This window comes from Plantibacter sp. M259 (assembly GCF_006065115.1).
In the GTDB taxonomy this organism is placed as follows: domain Bacteria; phylum Actinomycetota; class Actinomycetes; order Actinomycetales; family Microbacteriaceae; genus Plantibacter; species Plantibacter auratus.
Window position 1 is genome coordinate 1,066,151 of sequence record NZ_CP040750.1, and the last position, 24,180, is coordinate 1,090,330.

At 68.6% G+C, this 24,180-nt stretch carries 21 protein-coding genes and 1 pseudogene; 5 read left to right on the forward strand and 17 right to left on the reverse strand.

What is annotated here, in order from left to right; all coding sequences use genetic code 11:
• Positions 1-105 precede the first annotated feature (105 nt).
• The 5 genes from FGL15_RS04650 to FGL15_RS04670 form a co-directional block, all read right to left on the reverse strand.
• Entirely contained in the window at positions 106-897 is a 792-nt protein-coding gene (locus FGL15_RS04650; protein WP_138945144.1) for an aquaporin, read from the reverse strand.
• Positions 898-1,018: 121 nt separating this feature from the next.
• Positions 1,019-1,687 (reverse strand): GntR family transcriptional regulator, encoded by a 669-nt coding sequence (locus FGL15_RS04655; RefSeq protein ID WP_138945145.1) that lies wholly within the window; start codon positions 1,685-1,687, stop codon positions 1,019-1,021.
• A gap of 32 nt (positions 1,688-1,719) precedes the next feature.
• A complete protein-coding gene (locus tag FGL15_RS04660) occupies positions 1,720-3,141 on the reverse strand; it encodes a mechanosensitive ion channel domain-containing protein (RefSeq protein WP_138945146.1) in 1,422 nt (473 codons plus the stop codon).
• A complete protein-coding gene (locus FGL15_RS04665; RefSeq protein ID WP_205858687.1) occupies positions 3,138-5,375 on the reverse strand; it encodes an adenylate/guanylate cyclase domain-containing protein in 2,238 nt (745 codons plus the stop codon). Before FGL15_RS04665 ends, FGL15_RS04660 begins: the two co-directional genes overlap by 4 nt.
• 232 nt (positions 5,376-5,607) lie before the next feature.
• Positions 5,608-7,497 carry an ABC transporter ATP-binding protein gene (locus FGL15_RS04670; RefSeq protein ID WP_138947200.1) on the reverse strand — a complete coding sequence of 630 codons (1,890 nt, stop codon included), beginning with the start codon at positions 7,495-7,497 and terminating at the stop codon, positions 5,608-5,610.
• Between the two features lie 502 nt (positions 7,498-7,999).
• Between FGL15_RS04670 and FGL15_RS20205 the strand changes: the two genes are divergently transcribed.
• A complete protein-coding gene (locus FGL15_RS20205) occupies positions 8,000-8,617 on the forward strand; it encodes an endonuclease domain-containing protein (protein WP_168223313.1) in 618 nt (205 codons plus the stop codon).
• 344 nt (positions 8,618-8,961) lie between these two features.
• On the opposite strand, the gene FGL15_RS04680 is transcribed toward FGL15_RS20205, so the two are convergent.
• The 3 genes from FGL15_RS04680 to FGL15_RS04690 all read right to left on the reverse strand — a co-directional run bounded on the left by FGL15_RS04680 (position 8,962) and on the right by FGL15_RS04690 (position 12,510).
• Positions 8,962-9,936 carry a carbohydrate ABC transporter permease gene (locus tag FGL15_RS04680; protein ID WP_079706730.1) on the reverse strand — a complete coding sequence of 325 codons (975 nt, stop codon included), beginning with the start codon at positions 9,934-9,936 and terminating at the stop codon, positions 8,962-8,964.
• Complete coding sequence (locus tag FGL15_RS04685; protein ID WP_137243882.1) at positions 9,933-11,066, reverse strand: carbohydrate ABC transporter permease; 1,134 nt, start codon at positions 11,064-11,066, stop codon at positions 9,933-9,935. Before FGL15_RS04685 ends, FGL15_RS04680 begins: the two co-directional genes overlap by 4 nt.
• A gap of 130 nt (positions 11,067-11,196) precedes the next feature.
• Positions 11,197-12,510: an ABC transporter substrate-binding protein gene (locus FGL15_RS04690; protein WP_137243883.1), complete on the reverse strand. Its 1,314-nt coding sequence runs from the start codon at positions 12,508-12,510 to the stop codon at positions 11,197-11,199.
• Between the two features lie 298 nt (positions 12,511-12,808).
• Between FGL15_RS04690 and FGL15_RS04695 the strand changes: the two genes are divergently transcribed.
• Entirely contained in the window at positions 12,809-13,858 is a 1,050-nt protein-coding gene (locus FGL15_RS04695) for a LacI family DNA-binding transcriptional regulator (RefSeq protein ID WP_138945148.1), read from the forward strand.
• Between the two features lie 114 nt (positions 13,859-13,972).
• Here FGL15_RS04695 and FGL15_RS04700 read toward each other — a convergent pair whose 3' ends face one another.
• From FGL15_RS04700 to rplJ, 5 genes are all read right to left on the reverse strand, one after another.
• Positions 13,973-15,265: an MFS transporter gene (locus tag FGL15_RS04700; protein ID WP_138945149.1), complete on the reverse strand. Its 1,293-nt coding sequence runs from the start codon at positions 15,263-15,265 to the stop codon at positions 13,973-13,975.
• The gene (locus FGL15_RS04705; RefSeq protein WP_064294532.1) at positions 15,262-15,723 is read right to left on the reverse strand and encodes a MarR family winged helix-turn-helix transcriptional regulator; all 462 of its coding nucleotides are present in this window, start codon (positions 15,721-15,723) and stop codon (positions 15,262-15,264) included. The genes FGL15_RS04700 and FGL15_RS04705 overlap by 4 nt, the downstream gene beginning before the upstream one ends.
• 149 nt (positions 15,724-15,872) lie before the next feature.
• The gene (locus tag FGL15_RS20210) at positions 15,873-16,016 is read right to left on the reverse strand and encodes a hypothetical protein (protein WP_168223314.1); all 144 of its coding nucleotides are present in this window, start codon (positions 16,014-16,016) and stop codon (positions 15,873-15,875) included.
• Between the two features lie 329 nt (positions 16,017-16,345).
• On the reverse strand, positions 16,346-16,729 hold the full coding sequence (gene rplL / locus FGL15_RS04710) for a 50S ribosomal protein L7/L12 (RefSeq protein WP_056014124.1): 384 nt from the start codon (positions 16,727-16,729) through the stop codon (positions 16,346-16,348).
• A gap of 78 nt (positions 16,730-16,807) precedes the next feature.
• Positions 16,808-17,326 (reverse strand): 50S ribosomal protein L10, encoded by a 519-nt coding sequence (rplJ, locus tag FGL15_RS04715; protein WP_079706724.1) that lies wholly within the window; start codon positions 17,324-17,326, stop codon positions 16,808-16,810.
• 320 nt (positions 17,327-17,646) lie between these two features.
• Between rplJ and FGL15_RS04720 the strand changes: the two are divergent.
• Positions 17,647-18,803 (forward strand): annotated as a pseudogene (locus FGL15_RS04720) (AAA family ATPase).
• A gap of 24 nt (positions 18,804-18,827) precedes the next feature.
• On the opposite strand, the gene FGL15_RS04725 reads toward FGL15_RS04720, so the two are convergent.
• The 4 genes from FGL15_RS04725 to FGL15_RS04740 form a co-directional block, all read right to left on the reverse strand.
• Positions 18,828-19,238, reverse strand: a complete 411-nt coding sequence (locus tag FGL15_RS04725) for a DUF5684 domain-containing protein (RefSeq protein WP_138945150.1) — start codon at positions 19,236-19,238, stop codon at positions 18,828-18,830.
• Positions 19,239-19,339: 101 nt separating this feature from the next.
• Positions 19,340-19,960 carry a phosphoribosylanthranilate isomerase gene (locus tag FGL15_RS04730; RefSeq protein WP_138945151.1) on the reverse strand — a complete coding sequence of 207 codons (621 nt, stop codon included), beginning with the start codon at positions 19,958-19,960 and terminating at the stop codon, positions 19,340-19,342.
• 27 nt (positions 19,961-19,987) lie between these two features.
• Positions 19,988-21,580 (reverse strand): cell wall metabolism sensor histidine kinase WalK, encoded by a 1,593-nt coding sequence (locus FGL15_RS04735; protein ID WP_138945152.1) that lies wholly within the window; start codon positions 21,578-21,580, stop codon positions 19,988-19,990.
• Entirely contained in the window at positions 21,577-22,335 is a 759-nt protein-coding gene (locus FGL15_RS04740) for a response regulator transcription factor (protein ID WP_123539744.1), read from the reverse strand. The genes FGL15_RS04735 and FGL15_RS04740 overlap by 4 nt, the downstream gene beginning before the upstream one ends.
• A 235-nt stretch (positions 22,336-22,570) precedes the next feature.
• Between FGL15_RS04740 and FGL15_RS21430 the strand changes: the two genes are divergently transcribed.
• Complete coding sequence (locus FGL15_RS21430; protein WP_370282065.1) at positions 22,571-23,497, forward strand: ABC transporter permease; 927 nt, start codon at positions 22,571-22,573, stop codon at positions 23,495-23,497.
• Positions 23,416-24,093, forward strand: coding sequence for an ABC transporter permease (locus FGL15_RS21435; protein ID WP_370282067.1), 678 nt, complete (start codon positions 23,416-23,418; stop codon positions 24,091-24,093). Before FGL15_RS21430 ends, FGL15_RS21435 begins: the two co-directional genes overlap by 82 nt.
• Positions 24,094-24,180 lie beyond the last annotated feature (87 nt).

Here is a 24,180-nt window from a genome sequence, read left to right on the forward strand (position 1 = left end):
AAGCGCGTCCCCCAATGCGGGTTGCCCGCGTTCGCGGGGTGCCGCCCCGAAACGACGCACCCCGTCCAGCCGGTGCGGACGGGGTGCGGGCGACGCTCAGACGACTCAGCTGCGGTTCGCGACCGGCCGGGAGCCCACCGGGCGGGTCCCCTCGAACAGGATCCGGTAGCTGAATCCGGCGATCAGGGCGCCGATGATGGGGAACACGATGAACACCCAGACCTGCGCGAGCCAGTCGCCTCCGCCGAAGATCGCGGTCGCGATGGAGCGCGCCGGGTTGATCGAGCCGTTGTCGATCGGGATCGCGATCAAGAGGAACAGGGTGAGGGCGCCGCCGATGGCGATCGGCGCGAAGCCCGCGGCGGCCCGCGTGTGCGTGACGCCGAGGATGACGTAGAGGAAGAGCGCGGTGATGACGACCTCGATCACGATCGCCGAGACGAGTCCGAATCCGCCGGGCGAGAGCTCACCGAACCCGTTCGAGACGAAGCCGCTCGCGACGGCCTTGTCGAGGAAGCCCGCCGGACCGCCGGCCGCGAGGCCGAACACCGCGAGCGCACCGAGGAACGCTCCGACGAGCTGGGCGAGGATGAACGTCCACGTCGCGCGCCAGGGGAACCGGCCGGCGGCGGCCAGCCCGAGCGTCACCGCCGGGTTGAAGTGGCCGCCCGAGATGGGGCCGAACGCGTAGGCGGCGATGGTCACCGAGAGCCCGAGGGCGATCGCCACTCCGAGGAACCCGACGCCCAGGGGGTTCGACGTCTCCTCGCCGAAGAAGGCGGAGAAGGTCGCCGTCCCGACGAGACCGAAGACGAGCAGGAAGGTGCCCGCGACCTCGGCGAGCAGCTGCGACGCGGTCGTCGGTTCGACGGAGGGTGGGACTTCCGGGGAGGACATCTGGACTCTTCTCGCTCGAGGTGACGACGTGGACGCGGTCGTCTGGCGACCACCGCGTCACCAGCAGACTATTGCCAGGCGCACCACCGGCGACAGCCCGCGGTCCGCATGTCACCGACCGTCAGTGCACCTCCAGGTCGTGGAGCGGGACCTGGAGTCGGAAGACGTGCTCGATCGCGAGCTCCGCGCCGACGGCGTCGCCCGAGGCGATCGCGGCGCGGAGGTGCGGGTACCCGACGCGGAGATCCGACCAGTCGACCGTCTCAGCGGACCGCGTCGCCGTGACGCGGTAGATCAAAGCGCCGATCACGTCCTTCGTCGCCGCGACGAGGACGGGGTTCTCGCAGTGCTTCAAGAACCGGTCGACGAGCCCCCAGACGCAGCGGCCGTGCGCATCCGCGTCCTCCGCCGCCACCGTCGTCATGGTGTGCTCGACGAAGGCGAGGAGCTCGGCCCGTTGCCCCGCGGTCAAGGTCGGGACGGTGACCCGGACGACCCCGCTGACGAGCGCACCGAGGGTCTGGAGCACGGCCGTCCGGTCCTCGGCCCGTGGCTGCGCGACACGGGTGTGCCGCTGCGGTGCCGTCTCGACCAGTCCGACGCGCTCGAGTTCCCGGAGTGCCGTGGCGATCTCCTCGCTCGGAGCGTCGAGCCACTCCCGGACTTCCGCCTCGATGAGCAGCTCGCCCGAGGCGAGCGTCCCGTCGTAGATCGCCGTGCGGATCCGCTCGGTCACGGACCCGCCGGCGGGAGACGGTCGCGACCCGGACGGTCCATCGGGGTTCGGCATCGGTTCCTCGCTCGGCTGGGGACGGCTGCTGTCTACGGGCCGATCGTACCGCGGACGATCCCCGCCTCGGCGAGCGCCGCCTGCGCCTGCCGGTGCTTGTTGTCGATCGAGGCGCCGATCTCCTGGGCCAGGCGCGGCTTGCTCCGCACGAGCTGGTCGATCGTGGACAACGGCATCCGCAGGACCAGGGTCGTCCCGTCGGCGATGGCGGCGGCCATGGCGACCTCTCTCGTCAGCGCCGTCTGACCGATGAAGTCGCCGACGCCGAGTCGTTGGAAGGTGATGAGCCCGTTCGTCGTCGGCACCGCGAGATGGACGCCTCCCTCGACGAGGAACCGCATCGCGCCCGGGATGGTGCCCGCCTGCTGGATGGTCTCCCCCGGTCCGTACCGCTCGAGCGCGCACGTCCGGGTGAGGTCGTCGTAGTCCTCCTCCCGCGCGTGGAGCGTCGGCGCCAATGCGGCGATGGCGCTCCGCAGCCGCTCCGGCGTCGCGATCGGATCGGAGCCGTCGCCGTCGAGGGCGAGACCGCGTCGCCGCGAGGCGTACCAGAGCCAGGCACGGAAGAGGGCGACCGCGGCGTCGGCGGTGGAGGGCCCGGACACGGGCAGGGTGACGGAGAACCGCGCAGCACCGAGGTAGGAGGCGGACACCACGTCCCCAGGCTCGAGCATCGGCAGTCCCGATCCGACCTCGCGGAGCAGCCGGAGCACGTCGTCCGGCGGGTCGTCGGTCGAGAAGGTCACCTCGACGCTCGCGGTGTACGCACCCACCGGCTGACTGAGGTTCGTGAACGAGGCCCCGGCGAGTGACGAGTTCGGCACGATCTGGATGCCGTTGCCGGTGTCGAGGTGGACCGCCCGCCAGTTCACCTCGACCACGCGACCGCGGACGCTTCCGGTGTCGAGCCAGTCGCCGAGCCGGAACGGCTGCTCGAACAGCAACAGCAGCCCGGAGATGACCCCGCCGACCGCGTTCTGCAGGGCGAGGCCGATCACGATCGACGTCACGCCGAGCGCGGTGACGAGCCCGCCGATGTCGGCTCCCCACACCCAGGAGAAGAGGATCGCGAGGCTGATGAGGATGAGGGCCAGCCGCGCGAGGTCGACGAAGATCGACGGGATGCGGTCGCGCCAGGACCCCTCCTCGGCGTTCGCGAACAGGGCGACGTTGAAGGCGGAGAGGATGAGGAGGATCACGAGGAAGCCGAGCAGCGTACCGACGATCCGCACCCAGGTGCTGTCGTCGGCCCTCGCCGTGGCGAACACCAGGAGCGCGAACACCGCGCCGACCGGCACCACGTAGTTGCGCAGCAGACGGATCGGTTTCGCCGCGGCGTGCTTCCGGCGGTTGAGCGCACCGAGCACCTCGGTCAGGACGATGAGCAGCACGGGGACGCCGACGGCGAGCGCCACCGCCCAGGGGAACCACGCCTCCTGCCACACCTGCGTCATGACTTCGGCCCCGAGACGACCTGCCAGACGGCCTGCGGACCGCCGCGCGTCTCCACGGTGCCGGCGGCCTCGAAGGTGACGGTGTCCTGCATGCGGTCACGCACCCGCTGGCTGACGAAGATCCCGGCCCGACCGGAGACCGACTGGACCTGGTTGGCGAGACTGACCGCGTCGCCCCACATGTCGTAGGCGAGGCTCGTGCGACCGACGAGGCCGCTCGTCACGACGCCCGTGTCCACCCCGATCCGCAGGGTCAGGTCGGCCTGGTGCTGCGCGTTGAAGCGTTCGACGATCGTCCGCATCTCCAGCGCGAAGTCGAGGGTCCTGCGGACGTTGTCGACGCGCGGCACGATGAGGCCGCAGCTCGCGAGGTAGCCCTCCCGCAGCGTCCGCACCTGCTCGATCCCGAGGCGTTCCGCCGCCTCGTCGAAGCTGCGGACGAGCGCGTTGAGCATCGACAGCTCCCGCTCCGGATCGAGGCCACGGGTGAGGTCGTCGAAGCCGACGAGGTCCGCGAAGATGACCGATACGTCCTGGTGGACCTCGGAGATCGTCTCCTCACCGTCCTTGTAGCGTTTCGCCACCGTGGCCGGCATGAGCGTGAGGAGCAGCTTCTCGTTCTCGGCCCGCTGCTCGTCGATGAGCTCCTGTTTCACGCGGAGGCTTCGGCTCATGTCGTTGAAGGCCGCGCCCAGATCCCCGAACTCGTCGCGTCGGGTGTTCGGCACCTCGACGCTGTAGTCGCCACCGGCCACGCGCCGCACCGCGCCGACGAGCGCTCGCACCGGCCGGGCGAACACCTGCGCCAGGAGCAGGGAGAGCAACGACACCACGACCACGATCGCGAGCACCGAGATGACGAGGTTCCGCGTGAAGTCGGTGACCGGCGCGAAGGCCTCCGACGCGTCGATCCGCGCGACGAGCACCCACTGGAGCCCGTCGATGTCGAGCGGTGTGTACGCGGTGAGGTTCTCCTCGCCGAGGTAGCCGCGCCCGATGGTCGTGCCGGTCTCGCCCGCGAGCGCACGCTCGACCGATTGCGTGCGGGTCGGCTGGATCTGGATCGTCCCGGCGACGGCGACGGCACGTGCAGCGGCCTCCGGCGGTGTGCCGGCGGCGACCGCGGCGCGCTCGTACGCCTTGGGATCCTCGATCAGCAGGCGGGAGGTCGAGCGCATGAGTTGATCGGGCCCGGCGAGGTACGTCTCACCGGTCTTCCCCAGGCCGTCCTGCTCCCACTGGCCGGAGCCGGTCATGATGTCGTTGATCGCCTCGATCGGGACCTGCAGCGCCATCACCCCGTCGATCCGACCGTTCTCGCCGACCGGTGAGAAGATCCACTGGGTCGGGACGTTGAGCGACGGCTGGTAGCGCTCGAAGTCGGTGATGCCGACGTAGTCGATCGCGTTCGACCGGAGCGCCGCGGTGAATCCGTCCTCGAGCACCCCGCCCTTGTAGGGGCCGGTGAGGACGTTCGTGCCGAGGTCGGGGCCCTTGTAGGCGCTGTAGACGACGTCGCCCTCGTCGTCGATGAGGAGCGCGTCCTCGTAGCCGAAGCGGTCGATGATCTCGCGGAAGTAGTCGTGGTACTGCGCGTGTACGGACGACCAGGCACTCCCGTCGCCAGCATCGTCGACGGTGATCGCGGTGTCGTAGTCGAGGTCGGCCGGCGTGTACGCCGACTGCAGGTAGGTCTCGGCCGGGTTCGTCGGGATGAACGCAGCCGGGTCCGCCTCGTCTCCCGTGCGTTCCGCGAGCTCCGGCGCGAAGGTGTCCTCGTAGAACGACGTCACCGTCGACGCGCGGGCCGGGTCCACCGGCTGCTCCTCCAGCTCGTGGAAGGCGTCGTGGAAACCGTTCATCGCGTCGACCACCGTGGTGCCGCGGGTGTAGACGACGAGTGAGTCGCGCGTCTGGTCGTAGTAGTTCGTGATCTCACGGGCGCGGGACTCGCGGACCTCGGTCAGCCGCTCGAAGGACGCCTGACGCAGCGAGTCACTGCCGGACAGGTAGCCGACGATCCCGGTGACGATCGACGCTCCCACGCTGACGAGCAGCAGCATGACGAGCAGCTTCGACTGGATGCTGAAGCCGGGGCGACCGAGCCGTCCGCGACCGAGCCTGCGGAACCTGGCCGCCGAGGAGGGTGCCGGTGGAATCGGGGGGTCTGTCGGGCCCGTCGGCGCGGCGCCGTCTGGCGCGGATCCGGATGGTGCGTCCACAGCTGCGGTCATCGACGAGTCCCCTACTCGATCCGGCGGTGCGCGGTCGTCCCCCTCCTTCGGGGGTCACGATGGCGCTCACTCTAGCCACACGCGTCGCGCGCCCACAATGGCTGGACCGGGGTTCTTCGCTCGCCGGACAGCGCCCGCGCACGACCCGGCGCCGGCCAGGCCCCGGCGCAGCCCCGGTACACGGCGGTGCGGTGTCGACGTGACCCGCGCGACGCGACGCGACCTCTCTCGCTCAGACGGTGACGGCCTGCTGGGCGTAGAGGGTCGCGTACACGCCGCCGGCGGCGAGCAGCTCCTGGTGGGTTCCGCGCTCCACGATGCGCCCGCGGTCGAGGACGAAGATGACGTCGGCGTGCACGATGGTCGACAGACGGTGCGCGATCGACACCGTCGTGCGTCCGCGGGTCGCGTCGTCGAGGGCGACCTGCACGACGCGTTCGGAGATCGTGTCGAGGGCGCTCGTCGCCTCATCGAGGATGAGCACCTCCGGGTCCTTCAGCAGCACGCGCGCGATGGCGATGCGCTGCTTCTCGCCGCCGGACAAGCGGTAGCCGCGTTCTCCGACGAGCGTGTCGTAGCCGTCCTCGAAGCGAGCGATCGTCTCGTGGATGTTCGCCGCACGACAGGCGGTCTCGAGCTCGTCGAGGGTCGCGTCGGGTTTGGCGTAGCGGAGGTTCTCCGCGATCGTCGCGTGGAAGAGGTAGGTCTCCTGGCTGACGATGCCGATGCGGGAGACGAGGGACTCCTGCGTGACGTCGCGGACGTCGGTGCCCGCCACCATGACCCGGCCGCCCGAGACCTCCTGGAAGCGCGGGATGAGGTAGGAGATGGTCGTCTTGCCTGCTCCCGACGGTCCGACGAACGCGGCGAACTGTCCGGGTTCGATCGTGAAGGAGACGCCGTCGAGGGTGGGTGTCGAGTCGTCCTGGGCGTCGGCGTAGCGGAAGGTGACGTCGTCGAAGCGGATCTGCGGTGCGACGCTCGGGAGCGGTGCGGCGCCGGGGCGGTCGGCGATCGCGGGCTTGAGGTCGAGGTACTCGAAGATCCGGGCGAAGAGGGCGCCGGAGGTCTGCAGGTCGAGGGCGACGCGCATGACGCCCATGAGCGGGAACAGCAGGCGGGCCTGGATGGTGGTGAAGGCGACGATCGAGCCGGCGGTGACATCCGCCGCGCCGCCGGTGATGAGCCAGCCGGCGACGAGGTACACGATCGCGGGGATGGAGGACAGGAAGATGTTCACCATCGCGAAGAACCACTGGCCGCTCATCGCCTGGCTGACCTGGAGACGGATCTGGGTGCGGTTCTCCGCGCTGTAGCGCTCGACCTCGGTGTCCTGGCGGTTGAAGCTCTTCGCGAGGAGCACGCCGGAGACGCTCAAGGCCTCCTGGGTGATCGCGGTCATCTCCGACAGCGACTCCTGCGTCTTCGTCGCGATCCGTGCCCGGACCTGCCCGACGCGGCGCTGCGCGATCACGAGGATCGGCATGAGGATGAGGGCGACGATCGTCAGCTGCCAGTTGAGGATGAGCATGGCGACGAGCGCGGAGATCACCGTCACGGTGTTGCCGAGCACGCTCGACACGGTGTTGGTGAGGACGTTCGCGACGCCGCCGACGTCGTTCTGGAGGCGCGACTGGATGATGCCCGTCTTCGTGCGGGTGAAGAAGCTCAGCTCCATCGCCTGCAGTTGCGAGAACAGCTTGATGCGCAGGGCACCCATGACACTGTTGCCGACGGTCGCCGTGAGGTAGGTCTGCCAGACGCCGAGCAGGGCGGCGATGATGAAGAGCGCCACCATCACGCCGACGATCTCCGCGAGGGCGACGAGATTCGGGCTGCCACCGTCGGTCGGGAACAGGCCGACGTCGAACGCCTGCTTGACCAGCAGCGGAGGGAGCACAGCGAGGGCAGCACCGATGACGACGAGCACCATCGTGAGGATGATCTTGGCGCGGAAGGGCACGAACAGCGCGACGATGCGCTTGCCGAGGTTCGGGATCCTCGGTGCCTCGGCGTTGAGCGCCTTCTGCGCCGCCATGTCGCCACCGCTGACACGGCTGCCCGCGCGGGGCCCGCCGCCCCCGGGTGCACCGCCGCGTGGCCCGCCCCGTCCGCCGTGCATGCTCATCCCGCCACCCTATCCCCGCCCACCGTCCTCCCCGCCCCTCTCCCCGTCCCGCGGTTCATAACTCAGGAGCGGCTCCGCGTTTCGCCTCCGTTTGTGCGCCTGCAGGCCGACACGCCGTCCCCGATCCTGAGTTATGAACCGACACGAGCGTGCTCCACAACCGGTCGAATCGGTCATCGGCGCACATCGGCGCAGGCGTGCGTCATCGCAGCGGATGCGACACGAGGACGCTGGAGCGATGATCGGACTCGCGACCGCCGTAGAGCACCTGGGACAGGTGGCGACTCGGCGTGAACTGATCGACCACGGTTTCACGGGGCGACAACTGACCTTCGCGGTGGCGACAGGACTCCTCGTCCGACCACGCCGTGGCTGGTACGCGGCACCCGCCGCAGATCCCGCCTTGATCCGGGCCGTACGGGTGGGCGGGCGACTGGGCTGTGTTTCAGCCGCGGAGCGTTACGGCTGGGCCGTTGCTCGGAGGGGTGAGGTGCATGTGAGCCTCACCGAGAACGCCTCACGACTCCGCCATCCCGATGACCGGACGACCTACCCCAGTGGGGAGGAGTTCCGCGACCTGCAAGGTCTCGTTCTGCACTGGCACTCGCCCCTCTCCAGAGATGACCGACCGAAGCTCCTGACCTCGCCGTACGAGACCACCCTGCAGATCGCAGCCTGCCAGCATCCCGACCTCGCCGTCGCCGCATTCGACTCCTTCATCAACGTCGATCCACGCGGCGCTGCTCATCTCGAGGACTGGCTACGGGAACTCCCCCGCCGGTTCTTCGACGCCCTCCCCCGGCGAGAGAGCGGCTGCCACAGCTTCCTCGAGACCATCGGCCGGATCCGCCTCGAGCGTGCGGGCATCCGCGGAGTCCACCAGGTACTCATCGATGGGGTAGGACGGGTCGACCTCGTCCTGGCGGGACGGATCGTGATCGAGTGGGACGGACGTGAGTTCCACGACACGCCAGATGCTCACGAGCACGACCGCTGGCGCGACGCGATGCTGGCGATCCGCGGGTACCGCGTCCTCCGATTCACCTACCGGATGGTCATGGACGACTGGTACGCCGTCGAAGGAGCCATTCGTTCGGCTCTCGCCGAATCGTGACCTCGACTGGCCGTTCGAGGTGCAGTTGCTCTCGGTCCACAACTCAGGATGTCCGCGGAGTGTTGCGTCCACAACCCGGTCAGTCGGGCGGGGCACGCCGAGGCTCTCCTGAATTGTGAACACTGCCGTCGATCTCCCACACCTGTCTCTTTGTTCACAATTCAGGACGGATTCGGCGAGCCTGACTGAGTCTCCCGGCGGCAAGTCCGGCACGCCGAGGCTCACCTGAATTGTGAACTAGACAAGACGACCCGCAGACGCACGAACGCCCCGGGGGCGCGAGCTCCCGGGGCGTCCGCGCACCGACGACGCTGTCGATCGGAGGATCGAACCGCGGCGTCGGGTCAGCCCTTCGTCGAACCGGCCAGGAGCCCGCGGACGAAGTACCGCTGCAGTGCGAAGAACACGACGAGCGGGACGAGGATCGAGATGAACGCGCCAGCCGTGAGCAGGTGCCACTCGTTGCCACGCGTACCGGTGATCTCCGCCAGCAGCTTCGTGATCGGTGCGACCTCGCCGTCCGCGAAGATGAGCGCGACCAGCAGGTCGTTCCACACCCACAGGAACTGGAAGATCGCGAACGACGCGATGGCGGGCATCGTCAGCGGCAGCACGATCCGGAAGAAGATCTGACCGTGACCCGCGCCGTCCACGCGTGCCGCCTCGATGACCTCACCGGGGATCTCCGCGACGAAGTTGTGCAGCAGGAAGATCGCCAGCGGCAGCGCGAACATGGTGTGGGCGATCCACACCTGGGCGAAGGTGCCGCTCGCGTCCAGTCCCTCGCCGACCTGCAGACCGAAGATGTTCAGGCCACGGGAGAAGGTCGACAGCAGCGGGACGAGCGCCATCTGGATCGGCACCACCTGCAGCGCGAACACGAGGATGAACAGGAAGTTCTTGCCGCGGAAGTCGATCCACGCGAACGCGTACGCCGCGAGGCTCGCCACCACCAGCGGGATCAGGGTCGCCGGGACCGCGATGGCGATCGAGTTGACCCACGAACCCGCCAGGTTCAGCGTCGAGTTGCCGGCCTGCAGCACCTGCACGTAGTTGTCGATGGTGACCTGGAAGTCGGAGAAGATCGTCCACCAACCGGTGGTCTTCACCTGCTGCTCAGGCCGGAACGAGGAGACGAAGAGACCGAAGGTCGGGATCGTCCACAGCACGGCGATGACGACGGCCGCAATGGTCGCGCCACGGCTCGTGAGCCGCTTCTTCGTCCGTCGGCTCGCAGCCTCGATGCCGCGTTCACCCTTCGCGAGCTGGTCCTTCGTGGACTCGTCGATCGGTAGTTCGATCGGCTGCACAGCACTCATCGGATCTCCCTCTGCTTCTTGATCTGCCGTGCGTTGTAGATGACGATCGGCAGCACGAGGATGAACAGGATCACGGCGAACGCCGCACTCCGGCCGTTCTCGAAGTTCTTGAACTGGGTGTACATCTCGTTCGCGATGACCGAGGTGCCGTTGTTGCCGGCGGTCATGGTGCGGACGATGTCGAAGACCTTCAGCGACGCGATGGAGATCGTCGTGACGACGACGACCAGCGAGGAGCGGATGCCGGGGACGATGACGTTGGTGAAACGCTGCCAGCCGTTCGTGCCGTCGAGCTCGGCGGCCTCGATCTGCTCGGTCGGGACACCCTTGATCGCGGCGGACAGGACGACCATCGCGAACCCGGTCTGCACCCAGATGAGCACGACGATGAGGAACAGCGTGTTCCACGGCTCGTTCTGCAGCCACTGCACCGGGGTGCCGCCGAACCACACGACGATCTGGTTGAGCAGACCGATCTGGGTCGCGCCGGCCTCACGGTAGGCGTAGATGAAGCGCCAGATGATGGATGCGCCGACGAAGGAGATCGCCATCGGCATGAAGACGAGGATCTTGAAGTACTTCTCGCCGCGGGACTTGTCGATGAACACCGCGTAGGCGAGGCCGAAGGCCGTCGACAGCGCCGGGACGAGCAGCACCCAGATGATCGTGTTGATCACGGTGCGGATCGCGCTCGGCTGCGTGAACAGCCAGATGAAGTTGTTCAGGCCGACGAAGTTCTTACCGGACGCCGACATGAACGCGGCGATCGTCGTGTTGATCGACGGCAGGATCAGGCCGATCAGCAGCAGCAGGAACGCCGGTGCGAGGAAGCCGACGAGCTGGACGAGGTACCCGACGCCCTTCTTGGACCGGTAGTCGAGGAGGAAGAGCACGCCACCCAGGACGGCTGCGACGGCCGCGGCCCACAGGAACGAGCCGAAGAAGAGGACGACGACGACGGGCACCAGGACGCAGAACGCCAGACGGATGACCGTGTAAAGGGTGCCCTTGCGTGGCGCGATGTCCACGAAGAAGAGGAGGAGGGCCACCACCGCGCCGAAGGCGATGACGACGATCGGGATCTGGGCGAGCGGTGGCAGTCCGCCCAACCAGTTGAGGAAACCTGACATAGCTGGCCTTTCGAGTACGGCGTTGGACCCTGAGTGAACCCTAGGGGGTTCCACTGCCGAGGCGGAAGCGCCGGAGGGTGGTGATCACCCTCCGGCGCTCCCGCTCACGAGCAGCAGTTCCGGATATCGATTACTCGCTGGAGGGCCAGCCGGCTTCGATGTCCTTGAGGACCTGGTCGGTCTCGTCGCCGTTGATCCAGTTCACGAGGCCCTTCCAGAAGGTTCCGGCGCCGACGGCACCGGGCATCAGGTCGGAGGCGTCGAAGCGGAACGTGGTCTTCTCGTCCTGCAGGATCTCGATCGCCTGGCTGAGGATCGGGGTCGAGGCGTTCGCCGGGTCGAGGCCGTTGTTGGCGGAGATGACGCCGCCGAGCTTGACCCGCTTGTTCGCCCACTCAGGGCTCGAGAGGTACTCCTGGACCTTGACGGTGCTCTCGTCGTCGCTGAATGCGCCGACGATCTCGCCACCACCGGTGACAGCGGTCTCGCCCTCCTTGATGCCGGGGGTCACGAAGGCCCATACGTCACCGTCGGGAGCGACGGTCGCGCCGGCGTCCTCGAGGAAGCCGGAGAAGAACGATGCCTGGTGGTGCAGTGCGCAGGCGCCGGAGGCGAGCGCCGGAGCGACGTCACCGAACTCGGTCGAGTTGATCGAGGACACGTCGCCGAAGCTCGCGTTCACGTACTCCGGGTTCTTGAGGATCTCGCCGACCGAGTCGAACGCTTCCTTGATCTTCGGGTCGGTGAACTTGACCTTGTTGGCCACCCAGTCGTCGTAGACGTCCGGACCCTGCTGGCGCAGGACGAGGTCTTCGATCCAGTCGGTGCCGGGCCAGCCCGAGGCGTCGCCGGAGCCGAAGCCGGCGCACCAGGGTGCGGAACCCGTCTTCTCCTGGATGGTCTTGGTCAGCGTGAGCAGCTCGTCCCAGGTCTTCGGGACCTCGACGCCCCACTCCTTGAACTTGGCCGGCTGGTACCAGACGAGGCCCTTGACGCTCGCCATGAGCGGCGCGCCGTAGACGGTGTCGTTGACGGTGCCGTAGGCGGCCCAGTCCGTCGACCAGTACTTCTCGATGTTCGCCTTGACGCTGTCGGGCGCGGGCTTCAGGTAGTCGCGCTTGGCGAGGTCGGCCAGGAGGCCGGGCTGCGGGAAGATCGCGAGGTCGGGCGGGTTACCACCCTGGGCGCGGATACCGATCTGCGACTCGAACTCCTTGGAGGACTCGTACTTGATCGTGATGCCGCTGTCCTTCTCGAAGTCGGCCCAGCTCTCCTCGAGCAGCTTCGCCTCGGTGTCGGCGATCGTCCCGTAGATGGTGACGGTCTTGTCGTCGTCGCCACCGCCGCTGCTGCCCGATCCGCCTGAACAAGCGGTGAGCGCGACGCCCGCGACGGCCAGGACGGCCAGCGGCAGGGCCGTCCGGCGGGTCCGAATGAAACTCATCTGTGTCCTCCTCATTGAGTGCTGCAGGTTCGAACGTCTCCAGGGTCGAGCCGTTCCGATGATGCACTGGTGCGGAATCGGTCCGGATGCGGAACCGTTTCCATGCGTCAAAGTACTTCACCCGGCGACAGGATGCAAGCACGAGAACATAACGAAATAGACAGTGAGAGCGCTCCCACCAAAATCACACGCCTGGGCGGACCATTCGTGTTCCAGATGTTATGGATCGGTTCCAGTCGACAGTTCCAGGTCTGTTCCAGATTCGCTATGGTGGTGCTACCCAACGGAGGGAGTCGGCATGAGTGGTGCCATCAGTGATGTCGCGGCCCTCGCCGGCGTCTCGAAAGCGACGGCCTCGCGAGCCCTCACCGGGCGCGGATACGTGTCGGCCGAGACCCGGGAACGGGTCGTGCAGGCCGCGGCCACGATCGGGTACGTCGCCTCGCCCATCGCCGCGAGTCTGTCCACCGGACGCACGCTGGCCATCGGCGTCCTCACCTCGTTCCTCAACCGCTGGTACTTCGGCGAGGTCCTGGAAGGCGCCGAGGGAGCCCTCCGTGCGCGGGGCTACGACCTGACGCTCCACCATCTGCCGCCCGACTCCCCGGAACGCGATCGGATCTTCGACGCCTACCTCACGAACAAGCGCTTCGACGGCATGATCTCGATCGGGATCGAGGCCTCGCAGGACGAGATCGCGCGCCTGCTCGCCAACCCCCGTCCACTGGTGTCGATCGGCGGCAACATCCGCGGGGCTCACTCCATCAACATCGACGACCAGGCACTCGGGCGCGAGGCGACGGAACACCTCATGACACTCGGGCACACGCGCATCGCCCACATCACCGGTCACGACGCCGAACTGCAGACGGACACCGTGCACGGCAGGCGCCTGGCCGGCTACCTCGCAGCGATGGAGGACGCAGGGCTCACTTCGGCCGTGCACGTCCTGCCCGCCGTCCACTCGCTTCCGGGCGGGTACGAGGCCGCGGCGCAGTTGCTGCGGGACGCGAGGATCCGCCCGACGGCGGTGTTCGCCTCGACGGACGAGGTGGCGATCGGCATCATCATCGCCGCACGACGACTCGGGATCACCGTTCCGGCGGAGCTGTCGGTCATCGGGATCGACGGGCACTCCTACGCGGAGATGTTCGCGCTCACCACCTTCGAGCAGGAGCCTCGCGCGCAGGGGCGTCACGCCGTCGAGATCCTCCTCCAGGACCTCGAAGAGGAGCAACGTGCTCAGGCCCCGGACTCGGGCGGCTCGGGCACCACGGTGTCGGAGGTCCACTGGCCGACCCGTCTGGTGATCCGACAGACCACGACGCGCCCCGAGTCCGCCGAGTAGACGACCCGGCTGCGCTCCCCAGCGCGGTGCGCTGACGCGAGCGCGCCACACCGACGTGAGCGCGGACCCCTGGAGGGTCGCGCTCGCGTCAATGAGGCGCGGTGACCGGTCGGATCAGCTCGCGTCGGCTGCGGTGATCGCGATGGCCTCGTCGAGCTCGCTCTCCACCGGGCCGTCGACCCGGGCGAGGTGCTTGCGTCCGAGGACCACGATGAGGACCGCGACGATGAGCGAGCCGGCGGCCACGTAGTAGGGCGCGGCGGGCGAGATGAGCTTCGCGATCTCCGCGGCTGCCGGCGGCGCGATGGCACCGCCGAGGAACCGCACCGACGAGTAGGCCGATGATGCGACGTTGCTCGGCAGGTCCGTCGCCTCCATGACCGACTCGGTCAGCACCGTGTTCATGACGCCGAGCAGCAGCCCGCCGACGACGATGCAGACGATGAGGCCGGCGGTGGACTGCACGAGGAGTCCGGCCGCGACGAGGTCCAGTGCCAGCAACGGCAGGACCAGCTTGATCACGGAGGTGCGACGCATCCGAGCCGTGAGCAGCGGAGCGACGAACACGCTCGTGACCGCCAGTGCGACACCCCACCCGAAGAAGGTGAACCCGAGACCCATCGCATCGAGGCCGAGCGGGAACGGTGAGTACGCGAGCAGCGTGAAGAAGCCGATGTTGTAGAACAGGGCTGCTGCCGCGAGGATGCCGAGCGACGGGATCGCGAGCGCCTTGAACGGCGCGGACAGCTTGAGCGGCGCGGGCTTCGGCCCCTCGGTCTTCAGCAGGGTGACGATCGCGATGAACCCGACGGCCATGAGCGTCGCGGTGCCGAAGAACGGCCACTTCCAGCCGATGCCGCCGAGGAGACCACCGAGGAGCGGTCCGATCGCGATGCCGAGCCCGAGCGCCGCCTCGTACAGGATGATCGCATTGGCGCGACCGCCAGCTGCCGCTCCGACGATGGTGGCGAGTGCCGTCGAGATGAAGAGCGCGTTGCCAAGGCCCCAGCCGGCCCGGAAACCGATGACGGCGCCGACGGAGTCGGACAGGCCCGCGAGGAGCGCGAACAGGACGACGAGTGCGAGTCCGATGAGGAGCGTGCGCTTGGCACCGATCCGGCTCGACAGCCAGCTCGTGAACAGCATGGCCACACCGGTGACGAGCAGGTAGCTCGTGAAGAGCATCTCGGCCTGCGTCGGCGTCGCCTGGAGGTCTTCGGCGATCGCGGGCAGGATCGGGTCGACGAGGCCGATGCCCATGAACGCGATGACGCTCGCGAAGGCGACCGCCCAGACGGCCTTTGGCTGGTGCAGGATGCCGCCGAGGCCGGCACTGTGGCCGGCGCCGTGGCCGTGGCTCGACGCCGTGGGCGTGGAGGACGTGCGTGCGCTGGTGTCGGCGCTCATGCCGTCAGCTCCGACGCGACCTCGACGGCCACGCGAGCCTGGATGATCTCGACGGTCCTGGCGATCGCGGCGAGGTCGTCGTCCTCGAGATCGGTGAAGGCCGGCTCCAGGGCGTCGGTGAGCTCGTCGCGCCAGGCGAGGAGAGCGGCCGTCCCCTTCGGGGCGATGGCGATGAGCCACGCGCGATGGTCGTCGACGTCGGCGATCCGCTTGATCCAGTCGCGCTCGTCGAGGCTCTGTACGAGCTTCGTCATCGTGGGTTGGGACACCCGGCTCTGGCGGGCCAGTTCGCCGACCCGGACCGGGCCGACCGTGGTGAGCACGGAGAGCGTGCGCCAGACGGCGGGCGATTCGGAGGATCCGGTGGCCTGGGCGGCAAGGCGGGTGAGCCGGTGCGATGCCGTGATGAGGTCGCCGAGGATGGTGTGCAGGGGTGAATGCGTACGGTTCTCGGTCATGATCCATCCAGTATACATAGCCAAGCTATGCACTATTCCCTGTAGCTCTACCCCAACTCAGGAGGTCGACGGCGTGTCGCCCGGCAGCGCCGGGCGTCCGAGGCGACACGCCGCGGTGTTCCTGAGTTGGGGAAGGAGTGGTCCGAGGGTCAGCGCATCCAGGTGGTGAAGGACTGGCTGACCCGCGGATCGGGCGGGTGGGCGTCGCTCGCCCGTTCCGACTCGGTGAAGGCGGATGCGAGCTGGGCTCGGATCCAGGTGATGGTTGCACGCCAGCGTGCGTGGCTGTTCATGGTGGTGGGTTCTCCCGATTCGGGCACCGCACCGACGGCCCACGCTCACACGGAGCGGGACGACGACGCGGATACCTGCGTGAACCGTCGACGAACGTCGTCGACGGGTGCAGAGCATCCGTGTCCGTATGGAGTGACGCGACGAATCGCGAGCCCTCCGGTTAACTGACGGAGGGCACCGCTCCCGAACGAATCGGGGGCGATGCCCTCCGATCACGGATGTCTCTGCCGAGTGCATGCTGCACTCGTCTCAGGAAGATCCGCGATCGTCAGCGGCGACCGACCGGAGTCGGTCGCCAGCCCAGTGGTTGTCCCCCGCAGGGGACCGACTACTTGAGCGTGACGGTGGCGCCGGCAGCCTCGAGGGCTTCCTTCGCCTTGTCAGCGGCTTCCTTGTTGGCGCCTTCGAGGACGGCAGCCGGAGCGCCGTCGACGAGAGCCTTGGCCTCGCCGAGGCCGAGCGAGGTGAGCTCGCGGACCGTCTTGATGACCTGGATCTTCTTGTCGCCAGCAGCCTCGAGGATGACGTCGAAGTCGGTCTTCTCTTCGACCTCTTCAACAGCAGCGCCAGCAGCAGCCGGGCCGGCGACGGCGACGGGAGCAGCAGCGGTGACCTCGAAGGTCTCCTCGAACAGCTTGACGAACTCGCTGAGCTCGATGAGCGTGAGCTCCTTGAACGCGTTGATCAGTTCTTCGTTTGACAGCTTTGCCATGATTGTTCTCCTTGTTTCATGCCCTGCAACCGCATCACGCGGCGGACAGGTACGGGGTTGATTGTTCGCGGAACCGAATTACTCGGCCGCGGACTCCTGCTTCTCGCGCAGCGCCTCGACCGTGCGAACGGCCTTCGAGAGCGGTGCGTTGAAGAGGTAGGCAGCTCCGAACAGCGAGGCCTTGACGGCGCCGGCAAGCTTTGCCAGCAGCACTTCACGGGACTCGAGGTCGGCGAGCTTGCCGACTTCTTCAGCGGTCAGCGGGTTACCGTCGAAGTAACCGCCCTTGACCACGAGGAGAGGGTTTGCCTTGGCGAAGTCACGAAGAGCCTTCGCGACGGTGACCGGGTCACCGTGCACGAATGCGATAGCGGACGGACCGGCGAGCTCGTCGTCGAACGACGAGATGCCGGCGTTGTTCGCCGCGATCTTGGTCAGCGTGTTCTTCACCACGGCGTAGGTTGCGTCCGCACTGATGCTCTTGCGCAGGTTCTTGAGCTGAGCAACAGTGAGGCCGCGGTACTCGGTCAGCAGAACGGCGGTCGAGCTCTGGAACTTCTCCGTGAGTTCGGCAACCGAGGCTTCCTTGTTCGCCATGGCCACTCCTTTTCGAATCTTGTATGCGTGCAGCGGAGGCCGCACACACCAACCGCCGGGCCGGTGAAGGGTTCGGGCATGAAAAAAGCTCCGGCGCAAGCGCACGGAGCTGGGGAGAGGCGAGCCTCGATCAGATCTTCATACACCTGCGCTGGACGTCTCGTCATGAGAACCTTCGATTGCCTCGTTTGCACGCGACAATGACCGGCGGTCTTTGGTTTCCACAACCATAACACACCCCCGACCCCGTTCCGACCGGCGTGCACCGGGCGCTCAGGCCCGCCGGTCCGGATGTCCGAGGAGACCGGCACCATGGAGCCATGATCCAGACGCTCGCCATCTCCGGCTACCGGTCCATCCGAGACACCGTGCTGCCGCTGCACGGCCTCGACGTCGTGACCGGCGCGAACGGCACCGGCAAGTCCAACCTCTACCGGGCACTCCGACTCCTCGCGAGTGCGGGCGACGGCGACGTCGTCGGATCCCTCGCCCGCGACGGCGGGCTCTCCTCGACGCTCTGGGCCGGCCCCGAGCACGTGAGTCGGGCCATGGTCGACGGCTCCGTCCCGGTCCAGGGCACGCGCCGCTCGGGTCCGATCAGCCTGCGACTCGGATTCGCGACGGACACGCTGGGGTATCTCGTCGACCTCGGGATCCCGCAACCGTCCACGACGCTGTTCGGCCGCGACCCCGAGATCAAGCGGGAGCAGATCTTCGCCGGCGCACTGGCCAAACCGAGCAGCCTGCTCGTCGACCGACATGGTCCGGTGGTCCGGGTCCGCGACGGGTCGTGGCGTCCGATCGGTCGAACGCTCGGCACCTCGGAGAGCATCCTCACCGAGTTCTCGGACGCCGACGCGACGCCCGAGGTCCTCCGCGTGCGCGGCCAGGTGCGCGGCTGGCGCTTCTACGACCAGTTCCGGACCGACCGCGAGGCCCCGGCACGTGCGCCGCAGGTCGGCACGAGGACGCCCGTGCTCGGGCACGACGGCGCGGACCTCGCCGCCGCGGTGCAGACGATCATCGAGTCCGGCGGTCGGGACCGCCTCGACGCCGCCGTCGACGACGCGTTCCCCGGCAGCGTGCTGCGCGTGCGCGCCGACGACGGGGTGTTCCGGCTGGAGCTCGAACAGCCCGGCATGCTCCGTCCGCTGTCGGCCGGCGAGCTGTCCGACGGCACGCTCCGTTACCTGCTGCTCGTCGCGGCGCTCCTCACCCTCGCCCGCCCGAGCTCATGGTGCTGAACGAGCCCGAGACGAGCCTCCACGGCGACCTCCTCCCCCAGCTCGCTCGGCTCATCACCGCGGCGAGCGCCGACACGCAGCTCGTGGTCGTCTCCCATGCCCGCCCGCTCATCGAGGCCATGCTCGAGGCCGGCGAGGTGCACGAGCACCGGTTGGTGAAGCGGCTCGGCGAGACGACCGTCGAGGATCAGGGCCTGCTGTCGACGCCGCCGTGGGCCTGGCCGTCGCGGTGAGCGTCCGGCCCCGGCGACCGCCGACTAGGCGCGGTCGGCCTGCTTGCCCAGGTAGCGGTCCGAGCCGTAGCTGAGGATGAAGAAGCCGATGAGCTGGAACAGGACGAGCCCGAAGAACCGGAACACCGTGCTCTTGTCGAACTGCTTGCCGATGTGCCAACCGACGATCCATCCGAACACGATGTTCACGAGCGGGATGAAGTAGAGGATGGTCGCCGCGCCCGTGAAGCCGGCGAGCTTCACGACGACGTACCAGTTGTAGATCGGGATGATCGCGGTCCAGCCGGAGCGGCCCGACTTCTCGAACATCCCCCAGACGGAGGCGACGAACAGGGCGTAGCCGATGATGCCGCCGAAGACGTTGGCGGGGGCGTTCATGAACTCGATGGCGGCACGACCGTTGTCGTCTGCGGCGAGCAGGATGGTGTCGAACACGGTGGTGGCGCTCCTTGTCGTCATCGCGGTCGACCGACCGCCTCATCCGACGAATGTAGCGTGCGGGTCACCTCCCGGACCAGCGGGTGTCCCGCAGACGCTCAGACGGCCCGGGCGGTGCGGGCGGCGTGTACGAACGATCGGATGAGCTCCGGCGACTTCACCCCGCGCGAGGACTCGACCCCGCTGGACACGTCGACCCCCCAGGGCCGGAGCTCCGCGATGAGGCCCTGGACGTTCTCCGATGTGAGGCCGCCGGCGAGGATCCACGTGCGGGTGGGAGGGTTCGCCACCAGGGCGATCGTGTCGAAGGTCTTCCCGGCACCCGGGTCCGGTGCGTCGAGGAGCAGCAGCTCCTCGGCGTAGGCGGCGCGCTCGGCGGCGTTCTCGGAGGCGTAGTGCACCGCGGAGGTCGCCCGGAGCGTCCGCCATCCCATCGCCTGCAGCTCCTGGAACGCCTCCGGTGGTTCGTCGCCGTGGAGCTGCACGGCCTGCACCCCGGCAGCACCGGCGATCCGAGAGACCTCCTCGACGGACTGTCGCCGGAAGACGCCGACCGTCAGCACCGACTCCGGGACGTCGGCGAGCAGCGAGGCGACGCGTTCGGGCTCGACAGTACGGGGCGACCCCGGCGCGAAGACGAAGCCGATCGCGTCGACTCCGGCGTCCACCGCCGCAGCGACATCGGACGCCTCGGACAGACCGCACACCTTCACCCACATGGGGACCACGCTACCCGGCCGCACGGATCACTCCGCCGTCGGGACGAGGACGTCCGGGGTGGCGACGGCCGGCAGCTCGACACGGAACACCGTCCGCCCTGGTGCGCTCTCGCACCTGACGGTGCCGTGGTGCGCGGTCACGACGGCGTGCACGATCGCGAGGCCGAGGCCGGTGCTCCCGGTGGCCCGGGACCGGGAGTCGTCACCGCGGACGAAGCGCTCGAAGAGGTTGGGCTGCAGCGCAGGTTCGATGCCGGGGCCGTCGTCCGACACGGTCAGTACGGCGATCTCGCCCGCAGGACCGCTCTCGACCGCCAGTCCCGTCCGCACGGTCGTCCCGGCGGGCGTGTGGGTCCGCGCGTTCGCCAGCAGGTTGACGATCACCTGTTGCAGTCGGGACGCGTCACCCGTGACGAGGACGGGCTCCTCGGGGAAGTCGAGCTCGAACACGTGGTCCGGCCCGGCGACATGGGCGTCGCCGACGGTGTGGATGACCAGTTCGGTGAGGTCGACGGGGCGCTTCGCGAGTTCGCGTCCCTCGTCCAACCGCGCCAGCAGCAGCAGGTCTTCGACGATCGTGGTCATGCGACCGGCCTCGGACCGGATCCGGCCGAGGGAGTGGGTGACGTCCTCCGGCAGCGTGTCCGACTTCCGTGCGGCGAGTTCCGAGTATCCGGCGATGGACGCCAGCGGGGTCCGGAGCTCGTGGCTCGCGTCCGAGACGAACCGGCGCACCTTGTTCTCGCTCGCCTGCCGGGCGTTTAGCGCGGACGAGACGTGCCCGAGCATGCGGTTGATCGCCGATCCGACGCGTCCGACCTCGGTGCGCGGGTCGGTGTCCGACTCCGGTACCCGGACGGCGAGCGCCACCTCACCGCGGTCGAGGGGCAGCTCGGCGACGACCGCGGCCGTCGCGACGACCCGGTCGAGCGGGCGGAGCGAGTACCGCACGATCGCGAACGCCGCCAGCCCGGCGAGCAGCAGGACCACGACGCTCATGATCGCGATCAGTGTGACGAGCTGCATGACCGTCGACGCGACCTCGGCGAGCGGAAGCCCGATGATCCTCGTCGCGCCGCTCGCGTCGGTGACGGCGACGACGCGGTAGTCGCCGAGGTGCTCCCCGAGGTTGATGGTCGACGGTCGGTCACCGGCCGACACCGTGAGGATCATCGCGTCCTGGCTCTCGGTGCACGGGACCGTGCTGCCGTCGGCGTTGAGGTATCCGGCGCTGACGATGGTGCCGTCGACGACGATCGCCCCGAGTGCGCCGGGGCCGAGGCCCGGAGCGCCGATGAAGGCGGGCGGCTCGCGCGTGCCCGAGCCACCGCCGTAGCCGTCCGGGATCGCGTCGGGGATGGACTCCGGTGTGGGGAGTTGACCGTTGCGACCGTAGTCGACGATCCGCTCGGCGGCCTTCGTGAGCTGGTTGTCGACGCCCTCGGTGAGGAGGCCGCTCACCGCCACCGCGCTCGCGACACCGACGACGGCGCTGCCGAGGGCGAGGAGGCCGACGACGACGACCATGAGGCGTCGACGGAGCGTCCACGGAGCGCGCTTGGGGTGGGTGGAGCCGGTGGTCGTCGCTGCCGGGTCGGTGACGGGGGCGCTCGTGGTCACGAACCGACCGTCGGGATCTTCAACATGTAGCCGGCGCCGCGCACGGTGTGGATCATGGGCTCGCGTCCGGCGTCGATCTTCTTCCGCAGATACGAGATGTAGATCTCGACGACGCTCGCACGACCACCGAAGTCGTAGCTCCACACCCGGTCGAGGATCTGGGCCTTGCTCAGCACCCGGCGCGGATTCCGCATGAGGAACCGCAGCAGCTCGAACTCGGTCGCGGTGAGTTCGATGGGCTCGCCGTCGCGCGTCACCTCGTGGCTGTCCTCGTTGAGCACGAGGTCGCCGACCACGATGTCCGGGCCGGACTCGTCGGCGGCCAGGAGCGTCGAGCGGCGGATGAGCCCGCGCAGCCGGGCGACGACCTCCTCGAGGCTGAAGGGCTTCGTCACGTAGTCGTCGCCGCCGGCGGTGAGGCCGGCGATGCGGTCGTCGAGCGAGTCCTTGGCGGTGAGGAACAGCACGGGGACGTCGCTCCCCGAGGTCCGCAGGCGGTTCAGCACCTGCAGGCCGTCCAGGTCGGGCAGCATAATGTCGAGCACGATGGCGTCCGGGCGGAAGTCGCGGGCGGTCGCGAGGGCCTCGCGGCCGTCGGCGGCGGTCCGGATCTCCCAGCCCTCGTAGCGCAGGGCCATCTGCAAGAGGTCCGTGAGCGTCGCTTCGTCGTCGACGACGAGCACGCGGACGGCGGTGCCGTCGGCCCGTTTGAGTGCGCTTCGCGCGGCACCGGGCGCCTGGGTCGGGATGTTCACGGCTTCAGTATTCGCCGCCGCCCTATGAGCTGTCTATGAACCGACCAGACGGATGCTGTGCCCTTCCCGAGCCGGCGAAGCCTCCGTAGCGGCCTGGGCCGATTCATAGCGTCGCCGAGGCGCAGGCCAAGCGGGCCTCCGTAGCGTCCGGTCCAAGTCATCCGCGACGTGCGGATCGTCGGCGTCGCGCAACGGGGACGCCGACACGTGCACCAGAGCAGAAGGAAACACAGACATGTTCGGAACCTATCTCCGGCGGGAACTCGTCGGTCGTCGCAAACAGACCATCATCATCGCCATCGGGATGGCGCTCGCCATCGCCCTCGTGATCATCGTCAACTCGGTCGCAGCCGGTGTGAAGACGGCGCAGGCGTCGGTGCTGGAATCCGTCTACGGGGTCGGAACGGACATCACGGTGAGTCAAGCCGCCGAAGCGCCGACGGAGGGCGGCGGCCCCGGCCAGAACTTCGACTTCGGCTCGGGCGACGGATCGACGAGCGACGGCACGACGACCGTCAACCAGTCGCGGCTCGAGGCGGCGCGCGGCACGTCGACCTTCGACGCGACGGCGCTCGACACGATCACCGACGTCGCCAACGTCGAAGCCGCCGCAGCCACCCTGTCGCTCACGAACACGACCTTCACGGGCGAGCTGCCCGACTTCTCCCAGGCGCAGGGATCCGATGGGTCGGCAGGCGTGCCCGGCGGTGACGCGTCCGGTGCGACCCCGCCGCAGGGGGGTCCGGATGGCGCAGGCGGGAGCTCCTTCGGCGTCGACTCCTTCACGGTCCTCGGTCTCGACCCCTCGGGTGACGCCGTCGGGCCACTCTCGGCCGTCACCCTCAGCGACGGTCGCTCGCTCGCAGCCGACGACGCGGGCTCGGACGTCGCCGTCCTCGACGCCTCCTACGCGACCGAGGCGGGGATCGCCACCGGCGACACGATCGACATCGCGGGCACCACGTTCAGCGTGGTCGGCACGGTGACCGCCTCCGGAGCCGACGCCACGACCGCCTCGAACGTCTACATCCCCTCGACGTCGCGCAGACGCTTGCAGGCCTCGACGGCCAGGTCAGCGACGTGTACGTGCAGGCCGCCTCGTCGACCGACATCACGCAGGTGCAGACGGACATCGAGACGGCACTGCCCGACGCGACGGTGAGCACCCAGGAGGACCTCGCGTCCACCGTGTCCGGCTCGCTCGCCTCGGCGTCGACGCTCGTGTCGAACCTCGGCACCTGGCTGTCGCTCATCGTGCTCGCCGCCGCGTTCCTCATCGCGATCCTGTTCACGATCTCCGGCGTCACGCGCCGCACCCGTGAGTTCGGCACGCTCAAGGCGATCGGCTGGAGCGACCGGCGCATCGTCGGCCAGGTCGCGGGTGAGTCCGTCGTACAGTCGCTCATCGGCGGTGCCGTCGGCGTCGCGGTCGGCCTCGTCGGCATCCTCGTCGTGAACCTCGTCGCACCGACGCTCAGCGCGGCGGCGACGACCTCGGCCGGTGGCGGACTCGGCGGACCCGGCGGTGCCGCGGGCATGCCGTCGGACGCGGCGGCTGGATCGGCCGGTGGGTTCGGCGGTGCCCCGGGCGCTGCGGCCGCGACCACCACCGACATCGTCCTGCAGGCCCCCGTGACCGTGTGGATCATCGTCATCGCCGTCGGGATCGCCATCCTCGGCGGGCTGCTCGCGGGTGCCATCGGAGGGTGGCGCGCCTCACGGCTGCGCCCGGCCGAGGCGCTCCGTTCCGTCGCCTAGGCGACGCACCAGACGCCGCCGGGTGGTCGTCTCCCCCGCGACCATCCGGCGGTCCGACTCCTCACTCCGACCAGCAGAACGAAGGAC